We start from the raw sequence: 23992 nt of genomic DNA, 5'->3' as shown, positions 1-23992 counted from the left end.
GTTTTCAGCGTATAATGCCCGGGGCATACGTTGAAACTTTGCGCTTTAGCACCTTTGCGATAAATCCATCCGGAACAACTCTTATCTTTTTACTCCTCCAACCGGATGATCATCGCCAGCCCCCGCTGGGCACCAAGCTTTTCCCGGATAAGCTCGCGGGCGTTCACTGAAACATGCTCCATCCTCACATTAGTACGGGTATCCACACTTTCGTCATCCAGGAAGATGGTCGCCTGGTAGTTTTTTTGCGGGTCCAGAAATTCCAGTGGGATGACAAATTCCCGTTCCGTTTCACCGTTGAGCGCTCCGATGTACCAGGTATTGCCGCTACGGCGGGCAATGACGGCGTGACTACCGGGGTAACCGTCCAGCACCCGGGTATCATCCCAAACGGTGGGCAACCGATCAAAAAAGGTCAGCTCCGGCACCTCCTGGATATGCCGTTCGCTGTTGCCGGCCCCTCCGGCTTTGGTCGGCGATCCTTCCGGTCGGTCGTACCAGTAGAGGAACTGCCAGGGGCTGTAAATGCAGACTGCCTTGGCGAGCTGCGAGGCATGGGAGCCCATTTTTTCATCCACCCGGGCCGCGAAATAGCAATTCGTATGATCGCCGGCACCCGCCATCATACGCGTAAACAGGGTATTCAGGACCATACTATTCGGGGGCGATTCCTCATCCCCGCGGATCCCCTCCTGGGTCATCAAATTGGGATAGGTGCGGGAATAGCCCGTCGGTCGGTACTCGTCGTGAATATCGATCATCAGTTCGTTTTCGGCCGCCTGACGTACGGCCTGGTGCAACCAGTCTGTCCACTGCTGAGAACCCACCTGCACGAAGCCGTACTTCACGCCTTTGACGCCCCAGGAACGCAGCAGGGGCAGCACTTCATCCAGTTGCTTTTCCAGCGCCCGCCGGTTGACGTACAACAGCACGCCGATGTCTTTACTCTTGGCGTACTCAATAACGGCCGGCAGATCGAGCGGCCCCTTGGAGCGATTGGGATCGACCGTGACCGTTGTGGCATCGGAAGCATCATCGTATTCACTACCGTACCAGCCGGCGTCAAATTCTATGTATTGAAGGCGGTGTTTCGCGGCGAAGTCCACACAGGCCATTCCTCCCTGGGTAGTCAGGGTCACTTCCCGGATCACCTTTCCGGGCTGTATCCATTCCGTATTCTCGATCCGGTTCGGTTCGTTGAGATTGAGTAGCAGATAATTGTTCTCCAGGATCTCTCCCGCCGTGCGGCCGGCCATGACCGTTCGCCAGGGACTGACAAAAGCATCTTCGTAAACGACCTCGCTGCTTAACACGATCTCCAGTATACCCGCTTCCGGCCGGCGCCCCAGTTTGCCGCGGGCAAAATCAACCAGCGCCGCCTCTCCGAGCGCCACAAAAAGGGAGTCGGAGAGTTGGGCCAACAGGGGCCGGTCCACCGTATCCTGCAAAGCCGACAGGCGGGTTTCGTAAATGGGGGACTGGGCCCGCTGCGAGACCCAGAGCGTAGGGTCTTCCGGCAGGGAGAACTCCGTAACTTCCCGACTGATCGCTCTTCCCCGTTCCGATTCGTAGCGAAAGGCGACTCCTTCATTGTAGGACCGGATCGTAAAATGGAGGACATCCGGGGCCGATCCGCCGATCTCGAGTTCCACGATGGCTTCCTCGTATTGTTCGGAGTATTCCGCCCGCTCGCCGTAGACGGGTTCCCAACGACTGTCGTGCTCCCGGCTATCTACCGATGCGATGGAGACATTTTCTGACAGCAGCTTACCGTCGCTGGTTTGCAGGCCCAGTGCCGATCGTTCAATGATCACCTGCTCGTCAAATTCGACGGTATAAAAAGGGACGCCTTCTTCGATCTTCAGCACAAACTGATAACGACCGTCCGGACTTTCCACTACAACCCGATCGAGTGGAGAACAGGCCGCGAAACCCAGTAACAGGGGAAGAAAGTAAAGGAGAGAAAATTTAGATCTGCTCATATGTAAATGCTTAGCGAGGTTTTAAGGCGTGCCTGAAAAGTTTGCCGGAATACTTTGCCGGGTATGCTCCGGAATGACTGCGACGCAGGCCGAAAATCCGGCGGAATATCCTGAGGACGTAAAATGCATCCTCCCACACTGTATCCTGCGGGAAGGATCTCTCCAAAACACAAAAGGCGCGAAGCAATGTCCTGCTCCACGCCTTCTGCTCTACGCAATGATGCGAGGTATTATCTAAACAATTGTACCATCCCGATTTCGATCCACCGGACCTCATGCGGGAGGATCATTGCGCGGTGCGCATGATCATCTCTTAATCACGGAACAATTGTACCATATCAATTCGCTCCTTCACGATCTGTTCTACCCGCTCGATGGGCACGCGCTCCTGAGTCAGGCTATCGCGTTCGCGAATCGTAACGGTATTGTCATCCAGACTTTCGAAATCGACCGTGATACAGTAAGGCGTACCGATCGCATCCTGGCGGCGATAGAGCTTACCGATAGATCCGATATCATCGTACTGGGTCGGAAAAGAGAATTTCAGTTGATTGAAGATCTCTTTGGCTTTGGACACCAGGCGTTCGTCGTTCCGCTTCAGCGGGAAAACGGCACACTTAACGGGCGCCAGTGCCGGATGCAATTTCAGCACTTCCCGCGTATTGTTCGGATCATCCTGGCCGGGCACCTGCTCTTCTACCAGGGCATTGCTCATGGTAGCGAGGAACATCCGGTCACAACCGATGGAAGTTTCCAGTACGTAAGGGACATAGCTTTCTTTCGACTCCGGATCAAAATACTGCAGCTTCTTACCGGATAATTCCTGGTGGCTGCCCAGGTCAAAATCTGTACGGGAGTGGATACCTTCCAGTTCTTTGAAACCAAATGGGAATTCAAACTGGATATCCACCGCCGCATCGGCATAGTGGGCCAGGTTGTCGTGGTCGTGAAAACGCAGTTTACTCTGCGGCGTACCCAGCGCCAGGTGCCATTTCATCCGGGCCTCTTTCCAGTATTTGTACCAGTCAGCCTGCGATCCCGGCGGAATGAAAAACTGCATTTCCATCTGTTCGAATTCCCGCATGCGGAAAATGAACTGACGGGCCGTGATCTCATTCCGGAATGCCTTACCGATTTGGGCGATACCGAACGGCAATTTCTGACGGGTCGTTTTCTGAACGTTCAGGAAGTTGACGAAAATACCCTGGGCCGTTTCGGGGCGCAGATACAATTTGCCTTCTTCTCCGGCGATATTACCCAGCTGGGTGGAGAACATCAGGTTGAACTGACGCACGTCCGTCCAGTTGCGGGAACCGGTATCATCGGCGATCTCCAGTTCAACGATCAGGTTCTTGAGTTCTTCCAGGTTGCCGTCGGTCATGGCCTGAGCCAGTCGCTTGGTGATCGTATCGATCTGCTCCTGGTAACCCATTACGCGGCCGTTGGTGCTCCGGTACTGCTGCTCGTCGAAACTGTCGCCGAAACGCTTGGCGGCCTTGGTCACTTCTTTGGTGATCTTGGCTTCGATCTTGTCGATGTGCTCTTCGATCAGTACGTCGGCCCGGTAGCGTTTCTTACTGTCCAGGTTATCGATCAGCGGATCATTAAAAGCGTCCACGTGGCCGGAAGCCTTCCAGGTCTTTGGATGCATAAAAATAGCGGCATCGATACCCACGATGTTCTCGTGCATCTGTACCATCGCCTTCCACCAGTATTCCTTGATGTTATTTTTAAGTTCTACCCCGTAAGGACCGTAATCATATACGGCGGCCAGGCCATCGTATACCTCACTTGATTGGTAGATGAATCCGTATTCCTTACAGTGGCTTACCAGCTTCTTAAATTGATCACTCTGCTGCGACATTTTACAATATAGTTGACGGTGGTCGGTAGATCGTTGACGGTGGACGCCCTGCTTCAATCCCGCCGACACCTGTTTTGAATGCTGAATTTATCTTTTGCTCCTATCCCAAAACGGACGAAAAGTGCCCGTTCGTTCGAGAATTTAAATAATTACTACGCCTTTGCGAGCTATTTCGTTCCAAAGGAGGCGCAAAGATATAAAAACGCGTCTACTTAAAAGGTCTGTAGATGAGGAAAATAGCAGGTCGTTTGTGGAGATCGGGCGGCGGATTGCGCTTCCAGAAGTTAACCGGATGGGTAGCAACATACTGTGTAGGCAGGGTTAGATCGGCGGCTATGCCGAAAAGCGTATCCGGACGGAGGGTTTCCAGGGCCGTTTCGATGAATCCCTGATTGCGGTAAGGCGTTTCGATAAAGACCTGGGTCTGTTTGTGGCGGCCGGATAGTTGCTCCATTTGCTTGAGCTCCCGGGCCAGATCCGGGCGCTTGGGAGGCAGATAGCCGTGAAAGGCGAAACTCTGCCCGTTCATGCCCGATGCCATCAGGGCCAGCAGGATGGAGGATGGCCCAACCAGCGGGACGACCTCAATATCCTGTTCGTGCGCCAATTGAACGATGCGTGCTCCCGGATCCGCCACGCCGGGGCAGCCGGCTTCCGACAGCAATCCCATATCGTGTCCGTCCAGGGCGGGTTGCAGCATGGGCCGCAATTCTTCCGGCTCGGTGCGTTTGTTGAGTTCGGAAAAATGGAGCTCGGAAAAGGCCTTTACCGGTTCGGTATCCTTGATGAAATGCCGGGCCGTTTTGGCACGCTCGGCGATGAAGTAATTCAGACCGTGCAGGATCTCGATCACGTAGGCGGGTAAAGTGTGGATGGCCCCCTCCCCGAGAGGAGCGGGAATAAGATATAGTTTTCCTTTCTGGGCTGCCATAATTTGCTTTCAGCTAATATTTTTTCAGTTATCCGGAGGCACAAATAAGGTAATGGAATGCTACCGATTTGCGGGTAAATCCCGGTATTCTGCTACCGCAGCGAAACTAACACAATCCGGGCGGGCGTGCAACTTCCGATCTCTTTTGTGATCACTGGCCGGCATAATTCTTCCGACCGCCTTTAGACGGACCTCCCGCCGGAAAACGTCCCTAGGGTACCAAACCGATCGTTGAACCTTCACAATATGCAAGTCATGAAATGGATCGCTCTGCTACCGCTGGCCCTAATCGTTGCCTGCTCCACTTCGGGGCCCTTATCTTCCGACCGGCGTACGGTTGCGCCGATACGTACGATCCCGGTAGATGAGGAAGCCTGGCCGAAATTCAACTGGGCCGCCTTTGATCAGGATAAGGTGATCAGCTACGGCGATTTCCAATATTCTGCTTACTGGGATGTTGACAAAATACTGGTGGTTACCCGCAGGGACCTGCGTGATCACAGCGTTGAGACCCTCCGACTGGAAAAGCACTTCCTGACCATCAATCCGGACGACCGGCACCGGAACATCGTACTCGGCATCAGCCCCGGAGACGGGCGCCTGCACCTATCCTGGGATCACCACGCCAATGACCTGCGCTACACCAAATCGCGGGCCGGCCTGCTCACGGATCCACCGGCGTCCCTAAGTCCGGAAGATTTTGAATCGGCCCAGCCCCTCACCGCCGATGCCCCGCAACGGGTCACCTACCCCCGTTTTCTAAACGACAATAACGGGCGACTTTTTATGATGTACCGTTCCGGTGGTAGCGGTAACGGCCGCACGGTGGTTGCGCAATACGATAGTGCGAAAGGTACCTGGACGGTCTCTTCCGGCTATCTTTTCGGGTCGGAGGGTACCTACGTCCCCTGGGATTCCAGCGAGAGTCGGAACGCCTACCTGAACGAAGTCCTGTTCGACCGGAACAACCGCATGCACGTGAGCTGGACCTACCGGGAAACGGGCGCTTCCTGGGCCAGCAATCACGATCTCCACTACGCCTACAGCGATGATAACGGCCGGAGCTGGAAAAATAATGACGGCCAACAGATCGCCGACCTCGCAAAAAATGACGCCATCGTGCTGGATGATCCCGGCATTGTGGTCCGGGAGATCCCCGTCTATTCCTGGCTGATGAACAATTGCGCCATGGTACTGGATTCCCGAAACCAGCCGCATCTGGTGCATTACCAGTTGCCGGGTACTTACCGACCGAAAAAGCTCGCACACAATCCGCCGGATGAGGTACGGGCCCAGTTGAAATTTTTCCACCACTGGCGGGAACCGGATGGTTCCTGGCGCAGCAGCGGTCCGCTCGAACTGCCGGCCGGTATGACCATCACCCGGCCCGATCTGGTAGTGAGTGCCAAAGACGATGTGATCATAACCTGGGCCTCCAACCGGGGTTTTCGAAGTCTGGTGGCGAGTGCACGAAAAAAATGGAAAGATTGGGAATTGGTCAGCCTAACGGGGCCGGAGTATACCTCCAACAATGCCTGTAAGCACGATCGCTGGCTCCTCCGGGACCGGGGTATCTATTCGTTCACCGCCGATCCGAATGGGCTGAAGGAAGGCAGCAGCGGCTACGCTATTCTGGATTTTGACCTGACCAAACTCACGTCCGTATTGCGCTAATCCGACGCAAGCTGCTTCAGACGCCTTCCCTGACTTTCCGAAACTGGCTGGGTGCCATGCCCACCGTTTCCGTAAAGGCCTGGGTGAAATATCCCGGCGTCCGAAAGCCGACTTCGTAGGCGATCTCTGAAATATTGAGATTCGTTTCCAGCAGGAGTTCCCGGGCCCGTTCCAGACGGATGTGCCGGATATAGATCGAGGTGGAATGGCCGGTCAGTGCTTTGATCTTATTGTGCAGCTGACTTCGGCTCAGATTGATGGCCCGGCACAATTGACTGATCCCAAAATGCTCATCCTGGAGGTGCTCGAGGATCACCGCCCGCAAGTCGGCCAGAAAACGATTCTCCCGTTCGGGGTACAGCGCGGGAACAACCTCTTCCGATCCCGGCTGCTGGTAACGGGTTTGTAATTGCCGCCGGAGCTCCAGTAACTTCCGGATGCGTACGCGCAGTTCTTCCCGGTCAAATGGTTTGGCCAGATAAGCGTCGGCACCGGATTCGAGGCCTTCCAGCCGGGCCTCCCGATCGGCTTTGGCCGTCAGCAAAATAACCGGGATATGGCTGGTCCGTACATCGCGTTTCAGGCTTTCGCAAACCTCGTAGCCGTTCTTTTGCGGCATCATTACGTCGCTGATGATGATGTCCGGTACCAATTCGAAAGCCAGCTCCATGCCCTCCTGCCCGTTTCGGGCTAACTCCAACTGATAATCTCCTTCCAGACAGGCCGCCAGGTAGGTCCGCACGTCGCGGTTGTCCTCGATCACCAGTATGGTTTCTTTTTCCGGGCTTTCGCCGGTAGTCCAGGGGCGAATTGCTCCGTTCTCTTCCGGTGAATTGACCGGAGGTATTTCTTCATTGACTTCGAATGATTTACCCAAGCTCCACGGAGCTTTCCCAAAAATTCCGATATCCGGAGTAAAGCTTTTCCCGATACTATCCGGCAATCTTTGCACCGGCAATTCCACCCGAAACTCAGCTCCGGTGCCCGGACAACTCTGCACGCGAATGCTGCCTCCCATCAATTCCACCAGCTCTTTGGTCAGGGCCAGCCCAATGCCCGCTCCGGGCGAATGTACGTCCGATGGGGTAGATCCCTCTGCGGAAACCCGGAAAAAGCGATCGAAGACAAATGGCTGGTCCGCCCTTGCGATCCCCTCGCCGGTATCCCGCACGCTTATCTCCAGGACTTTTTCTTGCGGCATTCTCAGCTGGAGATAAATATCGCCACCGGCCGGAGTGTGTTTGATCGCATTGGATAACAGGTTACTGATGACTTTCAATAACTGATCCGGATCAAAATCCATTTCCAGCTGCTCCATATCCCGCAAAAAATGCAAGCGCACCTGCCGGCCGGCTGCGTAAGACTCGAAAGACTGAACCAGATATTGCAGGTAGGTCACGATATCTCCCCGGCGCAGCTGCAGTTCCAGTCGCCCTTTGTCCAGTTTACTGAGGTCCAGCATCTGATTGACCAGATGGAGTAGCTGTTGCCCATTCCGGCCGATCATCGCCAGCCCTTCGTGGTACCAGCGCCGGGGATCATCCCGGATCTGTCGTACCATCCCGAGTATGATCGTTAGCGGAGTCCGGAATTCGTGAGTAATATTGGTATACAGGCGGGTTTTGTAAGTATCCAACTCCTGGAGCCTTCGCGCTTCGGATTGCATCTCATGCCGGCGTCGTTCGTACCGCCAGATCGCACGCACGGAGACCAACAGCAGCAAAGTGTACAGCCCATACGCCCAGGACGTTGCCCACCAGGGTGGCAGGATATTGATGGAAAGCTCAGCGGGCTGTAGGCTCCAGACACCGTCGCCGTTCGTGCCCATCACCCGCAAGGTGTAGGCCCCTGGATCAAGGTCGGTAAAGGTGATGGTACGGTTTTGCCCCAGCGAAAACCACTGATCACTGAATCCCTGCAACTGGTATTTATACCGGCTTTTGGTCGTTTTCTGAAAATGCAGGGCCGCCACTTCAAAAGACAGGATCGAATCCCGGTAGGACAGTTCGAGAGCGGATCGGTCCGCAATGAAGCAATCCGTTCGGGGCGTTCCCGCATCCAGGCGAGACCGGATAAAATTGGTAATGACCACCCGTGGAGGCATAGTATCCCGCCGGAGGCTGTCCGGATGAAAATATTCGAGACCAGACTCACCCGCCAGATAGATCCGGCCGGTAGCTGAGCTGAGCAGGCCCTTAACGTAACTCTGACTCTTCAGGCCGTCCAGATGGGTGTAGTTCCGAAATCGTTCTCGGGAGGTATCGGTTCCGGGAAAGGCCGGAGCAGTCAACTGTTCCGGAATAAAAGTGGAAATACCCAGTTTGGTAGTCAGCCAAACCCGTCCGGCACTGTCCTCCAGCATATCATTGATCATGTCACTGACCAGACCATCTTTTTCCAGAAAGTTGCGAAACTTCTTTTGTTCCCGGTCCATCAGGTTGAGTCCGCCTTCCGTACCGACCCAAAAATTACCCCGGCTATCTTCGAATAATGCCGTCACTCTTTTGTGCGAAAGGGAACCGGGCCGGGCCGGATCGGGAAAATAATTCTCGAACTGTTCTTCGTCCCGCCGGAAGCGGCTCAGCCCCAGATAAGTGCCCACCCAGATCTCACCCCGGCGGTCCTCGTACACCGTATTGACCCGGTTGGCCGGAATGGAATGCGGATCGGTGGGGTCCGGTAGGAAGTGGTTAAATGCTTCGGTTTCGGGTTGGTACCGCACCAGGCCATCTCTCCAGGTAGCGATCCAGATGTGCCCCCGGCTGTCTTCGCAAATTTGGGGGATGAGCCCCGTCGTCGTCGACTGCGGTTTCGGGGACCGGAGGGCCGTAGCAAAACGCTGGATCTCTCCGGTTTTCCGGGTGATGAAGTAGACCCCACGATCATTGGTGCCCAGCCAGAGGTTATTGTGCCGGTCCACAAAGATCTCCGAAACGAATACAATGCCTTCGGAAGGCGGATGGTTCGGATCCACGGGAATGGGACGGATGTGCCCGGTTCGGGGATCAAGAGTCAGCAGTTCGTGTTTCAGTTTGTTGGAGAACAGCAGTTGACTGTCCTGATCTTCTGCGATCCCGTGATCATCGAAACGCACACCGGAGTATTGCGGATCCCGAAACTGCCGGAATCCCGGTTCGTAATATTGTTTTCTCATCAGGCCCTGCAGGCCGCCCATCCATAAGTTGCCGGAGCGATCTTCGAAGATGGTCCAGATCCGGGAAAAAGGATAGGTCTGAAACGCATCGGACTGTCGCACAAAAAAATCGAGTCCCGGGGCGAATTTCTCCAATACGATCTCACCCCGCGCCATTTGAGCCGCCGGTATCCAGTACAATCCGCTGCCGTGGGTGCCCACCCATAGATTACCTTCCCGGTCATCGCTAAAACTCCAGATGCCTCCCGTTTGAAAGGGGGCATCCGGCTGAACCGGAACGCGGCGCAGGGTCTCTTTTTCCCGATCAAATAGGAACAATCCTCCGCTGTAACTTATCCACAGACGGCCCTGCCGATCCACGAATAATTTATTGACCAGGCGATGTACGATGTAAGGATCATCGACCGGTTCGTGGGTGAAATGGGTGAACCGTAATGCACGATGATCCGTCAATTGCCCTACCTCCGGTATCGGCTCCAGGCGATTCAACCCACTCCGGTAGGTGCCCACCCAAATATTACCCGCATGGTCTACTTCCAAAGCCCGGATATGGCTGCCGGAGATGCCATTTGGGCCGCTTTGTCCGGCGTAAAAATGGAGGAAGCCGGTACCGTCCTTATCCAGCAGATTGAGGCCATTCCGGGTACCTACCCAGATATTGCCCGCCTGATCCTCCTCCAGGGAAGTGACGCGGTTGTGCGAAAGCGAGCCGGGGTCAGCGGGATCGTGGCGGAAGTGGATGAACTTGCCGGTTTTCCGATCCAGTAGGTCCAGACCACTTTCCGTCCCGATCCAGAGACGGCCCCGGTGATCGGTCAGCGTAGTTTCGACAAAATTATCGATCAAACTTTCCGGATCGTCCGGGTCATTTTTGAATTCCCGGTAATTGTAACCGTCAAAGCGAAACAGACCATAATTGGTGCCGATCCACAAAAAGCCGTGGTGATCCTGACTCATCGACCGTACGTAGGAAAAAACTTCTCTTTCCGAAAATTTGATCTGTTCGAATGGGTAAGCCTCATTTTTTTGACCGGATGACCAAACGGAGGAAAAGAGCAAGAGCAGCAATAAAGGCAGGAACAGCGGAGGTCCGTCGGCCGGAGTAGATCTTTCAATCGGAGGAATAAAAGGCAAACCTCGGATCATAGGAGCGGTTTATAATTCTGGGCAAAAGCGCAACGCCGGGTGTCTGCGTTTGGAATATGTTTACTCCAAATATACAGAATACCCCCCGATCCTATTTTCGTTATTGTTTAATGATGTTGCGTTGGTGTTGAATAATTAGGGCCTGGTATAATCAGCCGGGTGCTCGGAGCTAAAGTGCTTATTATTATGGCCTTTGCCGTCTTGTTACTTATTTCCTCCCAGGTACTTCGATCGCTCTATATCTCCTCCCGCCAGTGCCGGCCGGGGACCGTCCCAGATGTAAAACTCCCTTTTTTTGAAATTGAAAGAAACCCGCAGCTGGTGGAAGAATTCGTACCCCAGCAGGCCGTCCACCCGCCGGCGGTCGAGTTGTCCGTACGAACGGTTTTCGGGCATAATGATGGTACGCAGATCCGCGAGGATGAGGGTCGCCGTCCGGAGTTGTTTTAATTCCGCCAGCTCGTGTTCGGCTTTTCCACCGCTTAACCCCAGGATCATCTGGCGGCCCATTGCATAGAAATGTTCCGGATGCAGCTGATAGAAATTCTCGGAGATCACGTTGAATTCCGCGCCGGTATCCAGTCCGAAAGTGAGGTGTTGCTCCCCAATGCTCAGGTCTACACAGTAGAGATGTCCACGGTAGGATAAGGGCAGGATTTCCAGGGGTGCCGGATCAATTCCCGGGCGATTCCCCTGCTTATCCAGCGGGTGCAGACGGATCAGCCGGGATAAAAAATCCAGTTCCAGTTCAAAGTTCCGGAAGTTCTCCGCCCCGATGACCGCCAGTACATTCAGGCGGCGATGTTGCTCCAGTGGTCGAAGATCCACAAGTTGCGCATCGTCCTTACGGGAAAAACCCGGCAGCTCGAGGTTGATCAGCGTCGTTGGAGCATCCTGAACGTTCCCTTTCCAACTGCGGAATCCGGCGCTTGCATTCGTGGAGAAGGTCACCTGATCCAGAAAGAACCGCTGGTTCAGCAAAGTTTTGGATACCCCCGTATCGAGGATCAGATTGCCTAGCTGCCCGTCTATCCGCCCCTGAATGACGATCAGGTTGCCGATTATCCGAAAAGGGATGGTGATGATATCCGCCTGGGCGCGACCTGCAAATGGGAAGAGTTGACAGATAATCAATAAGGTAAAAAAATAACGGATCATAGCCTGCGGGTTTTGGTAAGTAGGTATTACCAAAATTGCAGGCTATCACTACTTACGGGCTTGCGGTATTGTCCGATTAGCTGCGCCGGCAGCAGTCGGCTGTGCAAAAAGTTTCGCTATTGTCCGGTATTGCCAAATCAGGAGTCCTGATGGTACAAAAGACAAGTATTTGGCACCTTACCTCAGGTCCAGGTAGATCAGTATTCGTCCTTTAGCTGAAAAACACTTCGCGTCAGTATATCTATTCCCTAAATCCAACCGGATCAGATCGTAGTTCCCCGGTTAAAAAATATTCTAACATGAAAAAACTGATCTTCGCGCTGCTACTGGCCACCTCCAACCTGGCGGCGCAATCGACTAAAATTCCCGTTCCCACCATTGACGGAGCATGGTGGCCCATCGCCTCCACGCCCGATCTGGGGCAGTACAATTCTGACGGCCAGGAACCGGTAGACTTCGGGATCTGGCAGGCTCAGGACGGCACCTGGCAGTTGTGGTCCTGCATTCGCAAATCCAATTTTCCGGGATCATCCTACACTACGCGCTTCTTATACGGCTGGGAAGGCAACACGCTGACCGATACGAACTGGGAGCCCCGGGGCATCAAATGGGTGGCCGACACCACATTGGGAGAAACGGCGGGCGGCATGCAGGCACCCTACGTGATTAAGGAAGATCTGTACTATTATCTGTTCTACGGCGACTGGAAACGGATCTGTCTGGCCAAAAGTACGGACGGCAAAAATTTCACCCGGGTATTGGGCGGCAACGGTCAGCCCGACCTGTTCACCGAGCACCCTTACGGCAACTTCGCCAACAATACCGCCCGGGATCCGATGGTGGTCAAGAGAGGGAACACCTATTATTGCTACTATACCAGCCATCTCGGCAATCCGGTGAATGACGGCTGGGCCTTTTGCCGGACTTCCCTCAACCTGAAAGAGTGGAGCGAATCGGTTATGGTCAGCCATACCCCACCCCATTTGACCAATAGTCCGCGGTATTCCGACGAATGCCCGCAGGTGGTCTATCTGCCGGAGCACGATCTGTATTACCTGTTCGTTACCCAGCTCTACGGGAAATTCAGCCACACCACGGTCTACGCTTCTCCGAACCCAATGTATTTCGGCATCGACGATGATTCCCGGGTGGTGTGTACCCTACCCATCGCGGCCCCGGAGGTGATCTTCCACGAAGGTCAGTATTATCTGGCCGCACTGAACAACGAACTGAACGGGGTGCGAATGGTGAAACTCAAGTGGGAATAAGGTTCTTTTTTGATAAACGGTCGGGTAGGCAACAGCTTATTTTATTTTTTGTTTAATTTATTAAAATTAAAAACTTTTTGTACATTCGGGTAAAGATTAGTACCCGGGCATCAGATGGCCCAATCAACCAAAATCTATTATCCAAACACGAAGCGGCAGGTCTTTCGGATAAATTTATTCATTCAAATACCAAAGCCTCATGACCACGATCAATGTCTATCTGACCTTTAACGGCAATTGCGAAGAAGCCTTCAATTTTTACCGCTCGAATTTCGGAGGAGAATTCGGCCACGTCGGGCGCTTCCAGGAAATGCCGCCGCAGGAAGGTATGCCGCCGCTCCCCGAAGACCACCTCGATAGGATCATGCATATTTCTTTACCCATCAGTGAGGAAACTACGCTTATGGGTAGCGATACCGGAGGAGAATGGGCCAAAAATTTCCAGGCCGGCAATAATTTTTCGGTTTCCATCAACACCGATAGCAAAACCGAGGCCGAGCGCCTGTTCAAGGGATTATCCGAAGGCGGCACGGTCACCATGCCGTTGGCGGACACCTTCTGGGGAGATTATTTCGGCAGCTTTACCGATAAGTTCGGTATCAACTGGATGGTAAGTTTTGCCACGGCACCCCAGGGTTGAGCGGATGGAATGTGAAAGATAAGGTGATAAGGTGATGGGGTGATGGGGAGACGTGGAGACGGGGTGACAGGGTGAGGAGGTCAATATACTGAGGTTGAAAATCCGGTTTGTACTTAGCAAAACTCAGATCATCTGCTTCATTTCCCACTGATCCACTGTCGGTTCCATCCCAACCGACTCCAGAATGGCCAGTGTCTTTTGGGCCCGGCTGTCCACGTTGTTCATGCGAATACCCGGATGGATACCAAAGGCATGTCGCCAGATCTGCTGCGCGGCCAGTTTCCAGTTGGGCCGATCGGCCACTCCGAATTGCAATACGTGCCCTGTGCCCGGTTTGAGGATCATAAACCCCACCAGGTCTTCGTTCTGGAAAAGCTCCCAGATCGCACAGTCTGCCTTGAGCGCCTCGTAAGCCGCGGCCTGACTTTCCCAGGAAGCTTCGAATTCCATTATTTCCCGGTACCGGGACCAGTCCGGAGCTTCCGCTCTGCGTATGGCAAAATCTTTACTGACCGGCAGATCAAGATCATGCTTCTTCGCAAAACATTTTAAACGACGATCCTTCAGGAACCCCACTCTCCGGTAGGATTTTATCGCGCGATCATTCCCCACGATCACTTCCAGCGTACACTGCGAAATACCCTGCTTTCGAAATTCCGGAATAGCTGCATCGTACAGGCGGCCGACCATCCCCTGCCCCCGGTAGGCCGGGATCACTCCCGTGCCACTGTTGTAGCCCGTTTTTTTACCCTGCCACTGGTCCACTCCCGTGATCATAAATCCGACCAATTGGTCCCCGTCGAAAGCCCCATAGGACAAATTGTAATCCACCCGGCAGCTCGACCAGCGCCGACGCATCGGTTCCACCTCCACGTGAAAGGGAATGATGTAATCGGCGAAGGCCGTATTGAAGCATTCGACGATCAACTCGATAGCGGTATTACCCAGGTGACGGATTTCCAAATCAATCGTTTTATGGTGCAGCAATGTACTTCGGTTTATATAAGGATATTTGCAGGCGATACGGGGCGTACCCTGTTAGCTTCGCCGGAAAAGGCTCCATCGGCGTTTTTTCCCGGCCAGCAGATCCAGTTCCAGTTCGTAGAGATCAACGGAGTTTTCCAGGCCCGTTTCCTCCAGTATCCGGAGCGAGTGTTCGGCCCGCTCGTCTACATTGTTGACCAGTAGACGAGCGTTTACCCTGGCGGCCTGCTGTAAGAGCTGTTGGCCGGCAGCCAGCCAGTCGGCGTGATTCTTTACTCCAAACTGCAATAAATGTCCACTACCCGGTTTGATGATAAAAAATCCCAACAAATCTTCGCCCTGGTACATTTCCCACACCGCGATCTCTTTTCCCAGAAAGGCGACGGCCGCACGGTGGTTTTCCCAGGACGTTTCGTATTCCAGTAATTCCCGGTAGGCGGGCCAGTTAGCCCGGAATACCTGTTTGAACTGGAGGTCGCCGGGAAGTTCGGTTATCAGATCTTGTTTCAGGCTGTAGCTCTTCAGGGTCCGCTTTTGCTGAAAACCAACCCGCTTGTAGGCATTGAGTGCCTGATCGTTCCCCACAATTACTTCCAGCATACACTGTTCGATGCTGTTTTCCCGGAAACTGGGCAGCGCCTTTTTGTACAATTGCTGGACGATCCGCTGGCCGCGATAACTGGGGATAACGCCAGTGCCGCTGTTGTAAGCGGTTCTCCGGCCATTCCAGCGATCTACTCCCGTCATCATAAAGCCAACCAGTCGATCATCATCGAAAGCGCCGTAGGACAAACCGTAGTCCACCCGGCTACTCAGCCAGCGCCGCCGGATCTGCTTCTCCTCTACCTGGAAAGGCACCACATAGTCGGCAAAGGCCTCATTAAAGCACTCTACGATCTTTGCCAGTGGCGTTTTCCCCAAAAAACGGATCTCCATACTAACCTAATTTCCTGAAATGGATTGCAAATAACGGGAAAATCGGGAGAAATGGCATAGCTACCGGCCAGACATTCCGTTAGATAACCCACCCGGCCCTTTCCCCGCTAAATGATCCAAAGGTTAAATTTTACTTAAGCTTCAAAAAACCATCCAATAAGCGACACATTCCTCCGTTCAAAAAACTGCTGATCTAAGATGCTCCTAGGTTAATCTATTAAATCAGCAATTCTCTCCCTAGCCCACGAAGTTTGTCGCACGGTTCCCGGTACCTGACCTGCGATCACCCGATTCCCTAATTATCAGACACTTTTGCGCCAGATACCGAGCACCCAATACCATACTCCGAATACTGTTATTAAAAACTTCCGACTTATGAGTAGACTATCCGAATTTCTCCTGCAGTGCTCCGGTGTAGACCGGGAGATCCTCCGCGAATGCCCGACCGATGAGAACAAATACATCGGGATCGGCGGTACGGTCCTGTTTACCGGCATTTTAGCTTTTTTCTCTTCGGCTTACGCCATCTATACCGTTTTTGACAGCTATTTTATGGCCGTCGTTTTCGGGGCCATCTGGGGCCTGATGATCTTTAATCTCGACCGATATATTGTTTCGAGTATGAAAAGCCGCGGCTCCCTGTTCCGGGATTTCATGGTGGCTTTCCCCCGACTGGTCATGGCCGTTTTACTCGCCCTGGTGATCTCCAAACCGCTGGAACTGAAGATCTTTGAAAAAGAGATCAATGCCGAACTGATCACCATGGAACAGGAAGTTTTTCAGGAGCAGGAAGATAAGGTCTGGTCGCGCTACAATCCCCAGATCGTAGCCCACAAAGCCGATATTCCCCTGCTGCAGGCCGAGATCGACCAGGCCACTGCACTCCGCGATACACTGGCCATGATGGCCATTCAGGAAGCGGACGGCACCGGTGGTTCCGGCCACCGGAACCTGGGACCGATCTACCGCACGAAAAAGGCCCAGGCGGATAAAGCCCAAGCCGACCTGGAAACCGTAGAGGCCCGGGTATTGCCCCTGATCGCCCAAAAACAACAAGCTATTGCCGACCTGGAACAGCAGGCCGAAGCGGACATTGCAGCCCTCGACCGTCAGGCTTACGGTGGCATGGCGGCCCGAATGGATGCCTTGCACCGGCTCGGCCAGGCCAGCCCGGCGATCTACTACGCCAGCATATTCATTACCCTGCTTTTCATCGCACTGGAAACCGCTCCGGTATTTGTGAAACTGATCTCTTCCCGGAGTCCCTACGATTATCTGCTGCACGAGCGGGAACACGTTTTTGCCATGAATAATCTGGAACAGACCACCCTGCTGAGCAATGCGGTGAAAAATAAGATCAAGTTCGATACCGAATCCAGCATCTACCGCACCCAGAAGGAACTGGAAGTCGAACGCGAACTCACCGACGAGTACCTGCAAAGGAAAAAAGCCGCTTTGGCGGACCGCCCGCTGGACTGGGAACTGCCTTTCGTGAAGGGCAATCTGGCCTAAGTTACAGGAGGTATAAAAATATTGTTTCATTCTATACGATCGCAAAGGTTTTCTGCCGAGAGCCTTTGCGATCGTCGTTTTGGTATTCCGCGTCAGAAGTTTAACGATCGCGGTCGACCGGTCTTCTTTTAGTATTCGCTCACTTCCCCGGCCTCCTTTAGAACAGCTGCTTACCATCTTCGGTTATGCTTGTGCATAAAGGAGAATAACCCTATCTTTTCGGCATGAGTGAAGCCAAGGTATACATCCACCTTACCTGCATCTACGCCCGTAAGGACATATTCATCCAGCAGCAGTTGTCCTCCCATCTGGAGCGCCTGCATCTGGAAGGACATCTGGACAGCGTTCAGTTTATGGAAGTCAGTGAGCAGGCTTTCGCCGAACGACGGTACAGCCAGGATGAGCGGGACGCCGATATCTATCTGGTTTTGCTCAGTCCGCACCTGTTATCCACTCCCTTCATTCACTCCGCTTTTCTCCGCCGGATCGTAGCGGCCCACCAGTACGAACAGGTCAGGGTACAGCCGCTGGTCATTGCCGACGGTGATTACAGCAAAACGATACTGGGCCGGCTGGAACGCCTCAATTCCAACCAGATCCCGGTTAAGAACGCCAATGAATTCAGCCTCGAAGCCAACCTCACCATACTGACCGAGGAACTGAAACTGATCGCTATCGACTGGTACGATAAAAAATCAGCATTCGAAGAGCGCTGGCTGGAAGCCCAGCGGGAAGACAAACTGCAGTATTACATCAATTTCCTCAAAGACTATCCGCACAACATCTACCGCGAAGCGGCGAAAAAGCGACTGGACGAACTGCGGGAAATGGATCTCTGGCAGGCCGCCCAGGCCATCAATAGTGTTCACCATTACTATCTGTACCTGCGGGATGCTCCCCTCCAGGAGAAGCGGGTGCAGGCCATTAAACGAATTGCCGAGATCGAGCACGACGAAGCCGTAGCCCGGGAGGATGCCCTGCAGAGCGACAGCCTGCCCATGCTGTTTGACTATAAGGTGCGTTTTCCGCGCGGCGGAGCTACCGGCGAGGTCAACGAAAAGATCAAAGCGCTGGCCGAAGAACGGCTCACCCACCTGGATGAACCCGAATACATCCAGACTGAAGCGCATTACCTGCAGCATCTGGCCTACGAGAAACTCAATCAGGACGAGCTGCTCTCCATGCGCCTCCTGCTCGATTTTACCGCCAGCATGATCCGGCGTTCCCGCGGCGTCATGGCCGGCATCAGCAACACCCAGATCACCCTGGCCCTGATCGGTTTCTTCGGCTTTATAGTTAGTGCCTACTTTCTGCTCCCGCTGATCCGCTACGCCGTCGACGGGATCTTCGGATTTCGGCCGCTAACGACTTTCGTGATCTGCGTGCTGGGGCTTTTTACCGCCGTCCGCGCTTACACGGGCCACCGCATCGCCAACAAGGACATGGAATTCTGCCGCCTAACCCTGGGGGTCATGGAGCGCAGCCTGGTGACCATCAAGATCTCTTCCATCGATCACGATCACCGCGCTATCTTCCAGGAAACGCTTTCACTGCTCCGCATAGAGGCTGCCTACAACCGATTGGCCGATACCAGCTTCGTCTCCTATCTTTTTGACCGCTCGGAAAAGGGATCCGTTAAACAGGCGGAAGTGATCAAAAAACTTCCTTTGCCGCTTCGGGGGTGAGGTTGAATGAGATGTTTGGGGTGGCCGGTTAGTAAAGGCTTGCATCATCGCGCTGTTTCCCGGATGCAGTTGGAACGTGGAAATGTTGTAACGTGCGAACGTGGAAATGTTGGAAGGTGTGAATGTTGGGGTATGGAGAGCTTGATGTTTGCCCGGTTAGTAATGGTTTACTTTATGGTGCCGTTTCCCGGATGCAGTTCGAACGTGGAAATGTTGGAAGGTGTGAATGCTGGGGTATGGAGAGCTTGATATTTGCCCGGTTAGTAATGGTTTACTTCATGGTGCCGTTTCCCGGATGCAGTTGGAACGTGGAAATGTGGGAAGGTGTGAATGTTGGGTATGGAGAGCTTGGAGTTTTGCCGGTTAATAATGGTTTACTTCATGGTGGCCTTTCCCGGCTGCGGTTGGGATGTGGAAATGTTAGAATGTATGAACGTTAAGTGATCGGGAGCCAACATTCACACGTTTCCACATTCAAACGTTTCCACATTTAAGTTAAAATTCAATCCAGTACATGCCAATCTCACTGCTGTTTTCCTGGAAATTGCCGTGGTAGGTACAGCGAAATTTGTGCTTCACCAGGTCGTAGGTGGTTTCGGAGATATTGACTTTGCCCGCTTCGCCGTTCGTTTCCATCCGGGAGGCGACATTGACTGTATCGCCCCAGATATCGTAGGCGAATTTTTTGATGCCCACGATCCCCGCCACAACGGGTCCGGTATGCACGCCGATGCGCGCTTCGAAATGGTGCAGGCGGCCGGCTTTGCGTTCGCGGGCCCGTAGTGCCAGGAACTGCTGGATCTCCACAGCAGCCCGGATCACCGCCTCGGCGTCCCGGACGTCCTCATCCGAATTGATGCCGCTTACGCAGAGGTAGGCATCCCCTACCGTTTTGATCTTTTCCAGTTTGTATTTCTCCACAATGCGGTCAAAGGCACGGAAGCAATAATCGATCTCCGCTACCAGCGCTTCGGGTTCCAGTTGTTCCGAAATTCGTGAGAATCCCTTGAAATCCGAAAACATTACCGTGACCATTTCGTGGCGTTTGGCCTTGGCGAAACCAAACTCTTTGAGTTCTTCGGCCAGACCGGCCGGCAAAATATTGAGCAGCAGCTCTTCCGATTTTTGTTTTTCTACTTCCAGTTCCTGGGTTCGTTCCTGAACGAGCGCTTCCAGTTCCCGTTCTCGCTCCCGCAGGGCGTAGATGCGGTAGCGCGCTATGGCGTAAAGGCCCGCAATGACGATAAGGCCGCAGATCGTCCAAAACCACCAGGTCCGGTAATAAGCTTCCTGGATGATCACCGGAATGACCAGTTGCTCCGTTTTCCATTCTTCTTCCGCCGAACGGGCCCGCACCCGAAAGGTATAACGGCCGGCCGGCAGGTTGTTGTAACGCACTTCGTGGACGGTAGTGGCCGGCGACCAGTCATTCTCGTAACCTTCCAAAAAATAACTGTACTGGTTCATGAGCGGTTGCCGGAAATCGGCCAGGGCGAACTCAAAGGAGAAAGTGCGATCGTTATGGGTCAGCGTAATGGCTTCTTCCGGGTCCAGTCCGATATCGTAGGAAAACAACTGATCCGAGTCTCCGTCCAGCCGGGTAAAACCGGTAAACAAGAGATTCGCATCCCGCCGGCTCTGCCCTTCTTCCAGAAAACGCCGGCTGGGGTAGAACGCATTTACACCGTTCAATCCCCCGAAATACATCCGCCCTTCCGCCGATTTGAAAAAAGACATCCGGTTGAATTCATCGGAAGTCAAACCATCCTGAGTCGTAAAATTGGTGCAGCCGTAGGAGGCCAGGCTGAAACGGCAAAGTCCGTTATCCGTACTGATCCAGAGTACACTGTCGCCTTCGGACAGGATACCGTTGATAAAATGATTGGGCAGACCTTCCTCCGCACCGAAGACCTTCAGTTCATCGGTATTGGGGTTCAGACGGTGCAGGCCGTTAGCGGTGCCCAGCCAGAGCATGCCTTCGCGATCTTCGTATACGACGTTCACCTGATTGGCCGCCAGTTGGGCCGGGCTATCCGTACCGTTGTGGTAGCGTTTAGTCCGCTCCGTTCCCCCTTTTATCTGATAAAGCCCCGTCTCCAGGGTGGAGACCCAGAGATCACCGCTGGCAGGACTTTCGTAGAGGTAACTGATCCGGCCGGCCAGGGTATCCCAGCGACCGAGGCTGTCGCTAAAAGGCCGCAGGCTGTCTCCGGCCTGGTCGAAGCGGTACAGTTCCTGCCGGTAACCGATCCAGACCTGATCCTTTCGGTCCACGATAACGGCTCCCAGGTCCTCCTGCGGAATATCCGGCAGTAAGGTATCTACTGCCAGATCGTTCAGGTTGATCCGGAGGCCGTTGCCGGTCCACAGGGAACCCCGGTGATACTGCAGGCCGAAAGGATAATTGAAGAAATTATTGGAGGGGAACAACAACCGGATCCCGTTGGTCTGCGGATCCAGCACGTGGATGGAATTGTAATAGGAAATGTAGATCCGGCCCTGCGGATCCTCCGTCATGCCGCGCACACTGCAGAATACATTGCTGCAATATTCACTGCCTCCGCTCAGGTAATGGGCGAACAGGCGATCCGACTGGACCATCCGTATGGCACCGAAATCCGACGCGATCCAGATCGTACCGCTCTGGTCCTGGAAGAGCTGCCGGTAGGTGCAGGTATTTTTCACCTGCTGCCGGATCGGACTATCGTAATCCACCAGCCGGTTGGCGATCGTATCGTAGAACCAAAGCACGCCGCGCCCGCCGATCCAGAGATTTTCCCGTTCGTCCACCAGCAGGGCACTGGCCTGGGGCGAACGCCGCTTCACCAGATCATTGATCGGGTGTTCGCGAAAATCGTTCCAGGTGGGCCGTTTTACGTAGACGCGACCGTCATCCAGCAGGGCGTAGATGCCGTCGGCGGTCGTCTGGAATTGGACGATCAGTGCTTCCTCTTCGCTTTCGTTGGGGAACTCATAGACCATCTGCTGCTCACCGGCCTGATCCAGTACCCAGATCTCGGTGCCGTGCGCGGCCAGATAGACTTCTCCGTACCAACTGGCGATGGGACGCCGGGGATATTGTCCCGGCACTTTGAACAGCGTTTGCAAGGTAGAATCCGAGCGGTAGACCTGAATGCTGGTTTCCGCCGAACGTTCGTCGTAGGTGGCCATCCAGAGTTTGCCGGACAGGTCGAAATGCAGATTGTAGGGAATGACCGATTCCCGGCGCACGATATCTCCCTGCTTGAGTTTTATATCACTTCCCGCCCGGCCGTTCTTCGGCAGGTAATACAGATAATCCGGATGGGACATCCACATATTGCCGCTGGCGTCCTGCACCATATCGGACACGGCATCGTGGGGAATGGGGTGGGTTTCGGACCGGCTGCTGAAAGTGGTAAATTCGTAACCGTCGAAGCGATTGAGTCCGTTGATGGTCGCCATCCAGATGAAGCCCTCTTCATCCTGCAGGATCTTTAATACATTGCGGTGGCTAAGACCGTCCCCAAAATCATATACCTTTATCTCTACGTTTTCTTCCTGGGCCAGGCACCAGGGAGTCAGCAAGAACAAAACCCCAAGGATGGTAAGCAAATAGCGATATGTCCGGTAGCGGTGTTTCAATGTTCAGGGTTTTACGGGCACGAAATTTGTGGTTACTTATGGGAATTCGGGCTCTTTATTTCCTTGTATTTGGGATATAAGGTAATGGTTACCGTGAACAAAAATACAGCCAAGTCCGGCAAAACAAGAAAAACCGGACGTATTTAATTTGTTTTATTTGAAACAAATATTTTTTATTTTATTTTTGTTAAATAATTAGTTTACAAAATTTCACCCTTGGAATCGGTTAAGACCAGTTCCTGATTTTTTAAACACCATACACCCGGGCGATGTATTACATCACCACCGACAAGTGACTACGTAAAGGACTGCGCTGCCCCATTTCACCGCAGCATCTCCCCGCGTACGGATCAACTGTACAGTGTTTACCCGGCGGTATGATTAAACACACCTTTATGAAAGCCTTAAAGATCACCGGGATTGTAATTGGTGCACTCATCGTACTGGTATTGTTGCTCGGTGCGATTGCCCCCAATGAAATGAAAACTGCCAAATCGATCACCATTGACGCTCCGGTCGAACAGGTATTTAATACCGTAAATGACCTGAAGACCTGGGAAAGCTGGTCGCCCTGGAAAGAAATGGACCCCGGCATGCAGGTCACGATGGGAGAAAAAAGCGTCGGCGAAGGCGCTTATTATACCTGGACCGGCGACGAATCCGGTAGTGGTAAAATGACCATTCTCGAATCCGAACCCAGCTCAAGGCTGCTGGTCGATGTGGAATTTGACGGCATGGGCGGCGCCAAGGCTCCCTGGACTTTCGCCGGTTCGCCGGAAGGCACCTATGTGACCTGGGGTTTCGACTCCAAGATGCCCTATCCCATGAACGCCATGCTGCTCTTCATGGACATGACGGAAGCGATCGGGAATGATTTCGAAAGAGGCCTCAACAAGCTGAAGACAAAAATAGAATCGGAAAAAAGAAGCGCTACGCCCAAACAAACGATCATCGAAGGCGATATGCCCTACTCCTATATGGTCGGTATCCGCGGCACGGTCAAAATGAGTGAGATCCAGCAATTCTACAAAGATAACCTGGGTAAAGTGTACAACGAACTTTCCGCCAAGAAGATCTCCATGGCCGGACAGCCCTGCGGCGTTTATTTCTCCTGGGATGAGCAAAACCAGACCGCCGAAATGATGGCGGCGATCCCCGTAGCCAAAGAGGTAGATCTGGGCGGAGAATTCGAAACAGTAGCGCTACCGGACGGTCAGGCCATCATACTTAATTTTTACGGCAATTACGACCAGATGGATCGCGCCCACAACATTATCGACAACTATGTACTTCTGAAAAAGCTGGAAACGGAAATGCCCGTGATCGAGGAATACGTCACGGATCCGACTAACGAACCGGACCCCAGCCGCTGGCTGACAAAAGTCATCTACCCGATTAAGAGCTGATGATCTGATTATTTGATGATTCGATGAT

At 53.5% G+C, this 23992-nt stretch carries 14 protein-coding genes; 6 read left to right on the top strand and 8 right to left on the bottom strand.

The genetic code is table 11. The annotated features are described in order from the left end of the window. Positions 1-89: 89 nt before the first annotated feature. The 3 genes from CRP01_RS32830 to CRP01_RS32820 form a co-directional block, all read right to left on the bottom strand. Positions 90-1982, bottom strand: coding sequence for a glycoside hydrolase family 97 protein (locus CRP01_RS32830; RefSeq protein WP_099154318.1), 1893 nt, complete (start codon positions 1980-1982; stop codon positions 90-92). A gap of 313 nt (positions 1983-2295) precedes the next feature. Continuing rightward, positions 2296-3846, bottom strand: a complete 1551-nt coding sequence (locus tag CRP01_RS32825; RefSeq protein ID WP_099154317.1) for a glycine--tRNA ligase — start codon at positions 3844-3846, stop codon at positions 2296-2298. 208 nt (positions 3847-4054) lie between these two features. Further along, positions 4055-4777 carry an SAM-dependent methyltransferase gene (locus CRP01_RS32820; protein WP_099154316.1) on the bottom strand — a complete coding sequence of 241 codons (723 nt, stop codon included), beginning with the start codon at positions 4775-4777 and terminating at the stop codon, positions 4055-4057. Positions 4778-5032: 255 nt separating this feature from the next. Here CRP01_RS32820 and CRP01_RS32815 point away from each other — a divergent pair, with 255 nt between their 5' ends. Further along, positions 5033-6451, top strand: a complete 1419-nt coding sequence (locus CRP01_RS32815) for a BNR repeat-containing protein (protein ID WP_170110634.1) — start codon at positions 5033-5035, stop codon at positions 6449-6451. 16 nt (positions 6452-6467) lie between these two features. Here the strand turns inward: CRP01_RS32815 and CRP01_RS32810 are convergent, their stop codons facing one another. After that, the gene (locus CRP01_RS32810) at positions 6468-10751 is read right to left on the bottom strand and encodes a hybrid sensor histidine kinase/response regulator transcription factor (protein ID WP_099154314.1); all 4284 of its coding nucleotides are present in this window, start codon (positions 10749-10751) and stop codon (positions 6468-6470) included. 204 nt (positions 10752-10955) lie between these two features. Continuing rightward, positions 10956-11909, bottom strand: coding sequence for a pepsin/retropepsin-like aspartic protease family protein (locus CRP01_RS32805; RefSeq protein WP_099154313.1), 954 nt, complete (start codon positions 11907-11909; stop codon positions 10956-10958). A gap of 299 nt (positions 11910-12208) precedes the next feature. Between CRP01_RS32805 and CRP01_RS32800 the strand changes: the two genes are divergently transcribed. Next, complete coding sequence (locus CRP01_RS32800) at positions 12209-13177, top strand: glycoside hydrolase family protein (protein WP_099154312.1); 969 nt, start codon at positions 12209-12211, stop codon at positions 13175-13177. Positions 13178-13376: 199 nt separating this feature from the next. Beyond that, positions 13377-13817 carry a VOC family protein gene (locus CRP01_RS32795; RefSeq protein WP_099154311.1) on the top strand — a complete coding sequence of 147 codons (441 nt, stop codon included), beginning with the start codon at positions 13377-13379 and terminating at the stop codon, positions 13815-13817. Between the two features lie 123 nt (positions 13818-13940). Here the strand turns inward: CRP01_RS32795 and CRP01_RS32790 are convergent, their stop codons facing one another. Beyond that, on the bottom strand, positions 13941-14780 hold the full coding sequence (locus CRP01_RS32790) for a GNAT family N-acetyltransferase (RefSeq protein ID WP_170110633.1): 840 nt from the start codon (positions 14778-14780) through the stop codon (positions 13941-13943). A gap of 75 nt (positions 14781-14855) precedes the next feature. Further along, positions 14856-15737, bottom strand: a complete 882-nt coding sequence (locus tag CRP01_RS32785) for a GNAT family N-acetyltransferase (RefSeq protein WP_099154309.1) — start codon at positions 15735-15737, stop codon at positions 14856-14858. 375 nt (positions 15738-16112) lie between these two features. On the opposite strand from CRP01_RS32785, the gene CRP01_RS32780 reads away from it, so the two are divergent. Together CRP01_RS32780 and CRP01_RS32775 are read left to right on the top strand one after the other, a co-directional pair. Continuing rightward, on the top strand, positions 16113-17249 hold the full coding sequence (locus CRP01_RS32780) for a DUF4407 domain-containing protein (protein ID WP_099154308.1): 1137 nt from the start codon (positions 16113-16115) through the stop codon (positions 17247-17249). 224 nt (positions 17250-17473) lie between these two features. Beyond that, positions 17474-18934: a hypothetical protein gene (locus tag CRP01_RS32775; RefSeq protein WP_099154307.1), complete on the top strand. Its 1461-nt coding sequence runs from the start codon at positions 17474-17476 to the stop codon at positions 18932-18934. Positions 18935-19429: 495 nt separating this feature from the next. Here the strand turns inward: CRP01_RS32775 and CRP01_RS32770 are convergent, their stop codons facing one another. After that, positions 19430-22558, bottom strand: a complete 3129-nt coding sequence (locus CRP01_RS32770) for an adenylate/guanylate cyclase domain-containing protein (protein WP_099154306.1) — start codon at positions 22556-22558, stop codon at positions 19430-19432. Positions 22559-22953: 395 nt separating this feature from the next. Here CRP01_RS32770 and CRP01_RS32765 point away from each other — a divergent pair, with 395 nt between their 5' ends. Continuing rightward, on the top strand, positions 22954-23964 hold the full coding sequence (locus tag CRP01_RS32765) for an SRPBCC family protein (RefSeq protein ID WP_170110632.1): 1011 nt from the start codon (positions 22954-22956) through the stop codon (positions 23962-23964). Positions 23965-23992 lie beyond the last annotated feature (28 nt).

This window comes from Flavilitoribacter nigricans DSM 23189 = NBRC 102662 (genome assembly GCF_002646595.1).
In the GTDB taxonomy this organism is placed as follows: Bacteria; Bacteroidota; Bacteroidia; order Chitinophagales; family Saprospiraceae; genus Flavilitoribacter; species Flavilitoribacter nigricans.
The sequence above is the reverse complement of the archived record's forward strand: the minus strand, read 5'-3'. Positions and strand labels throughout refer to the sequence as shown.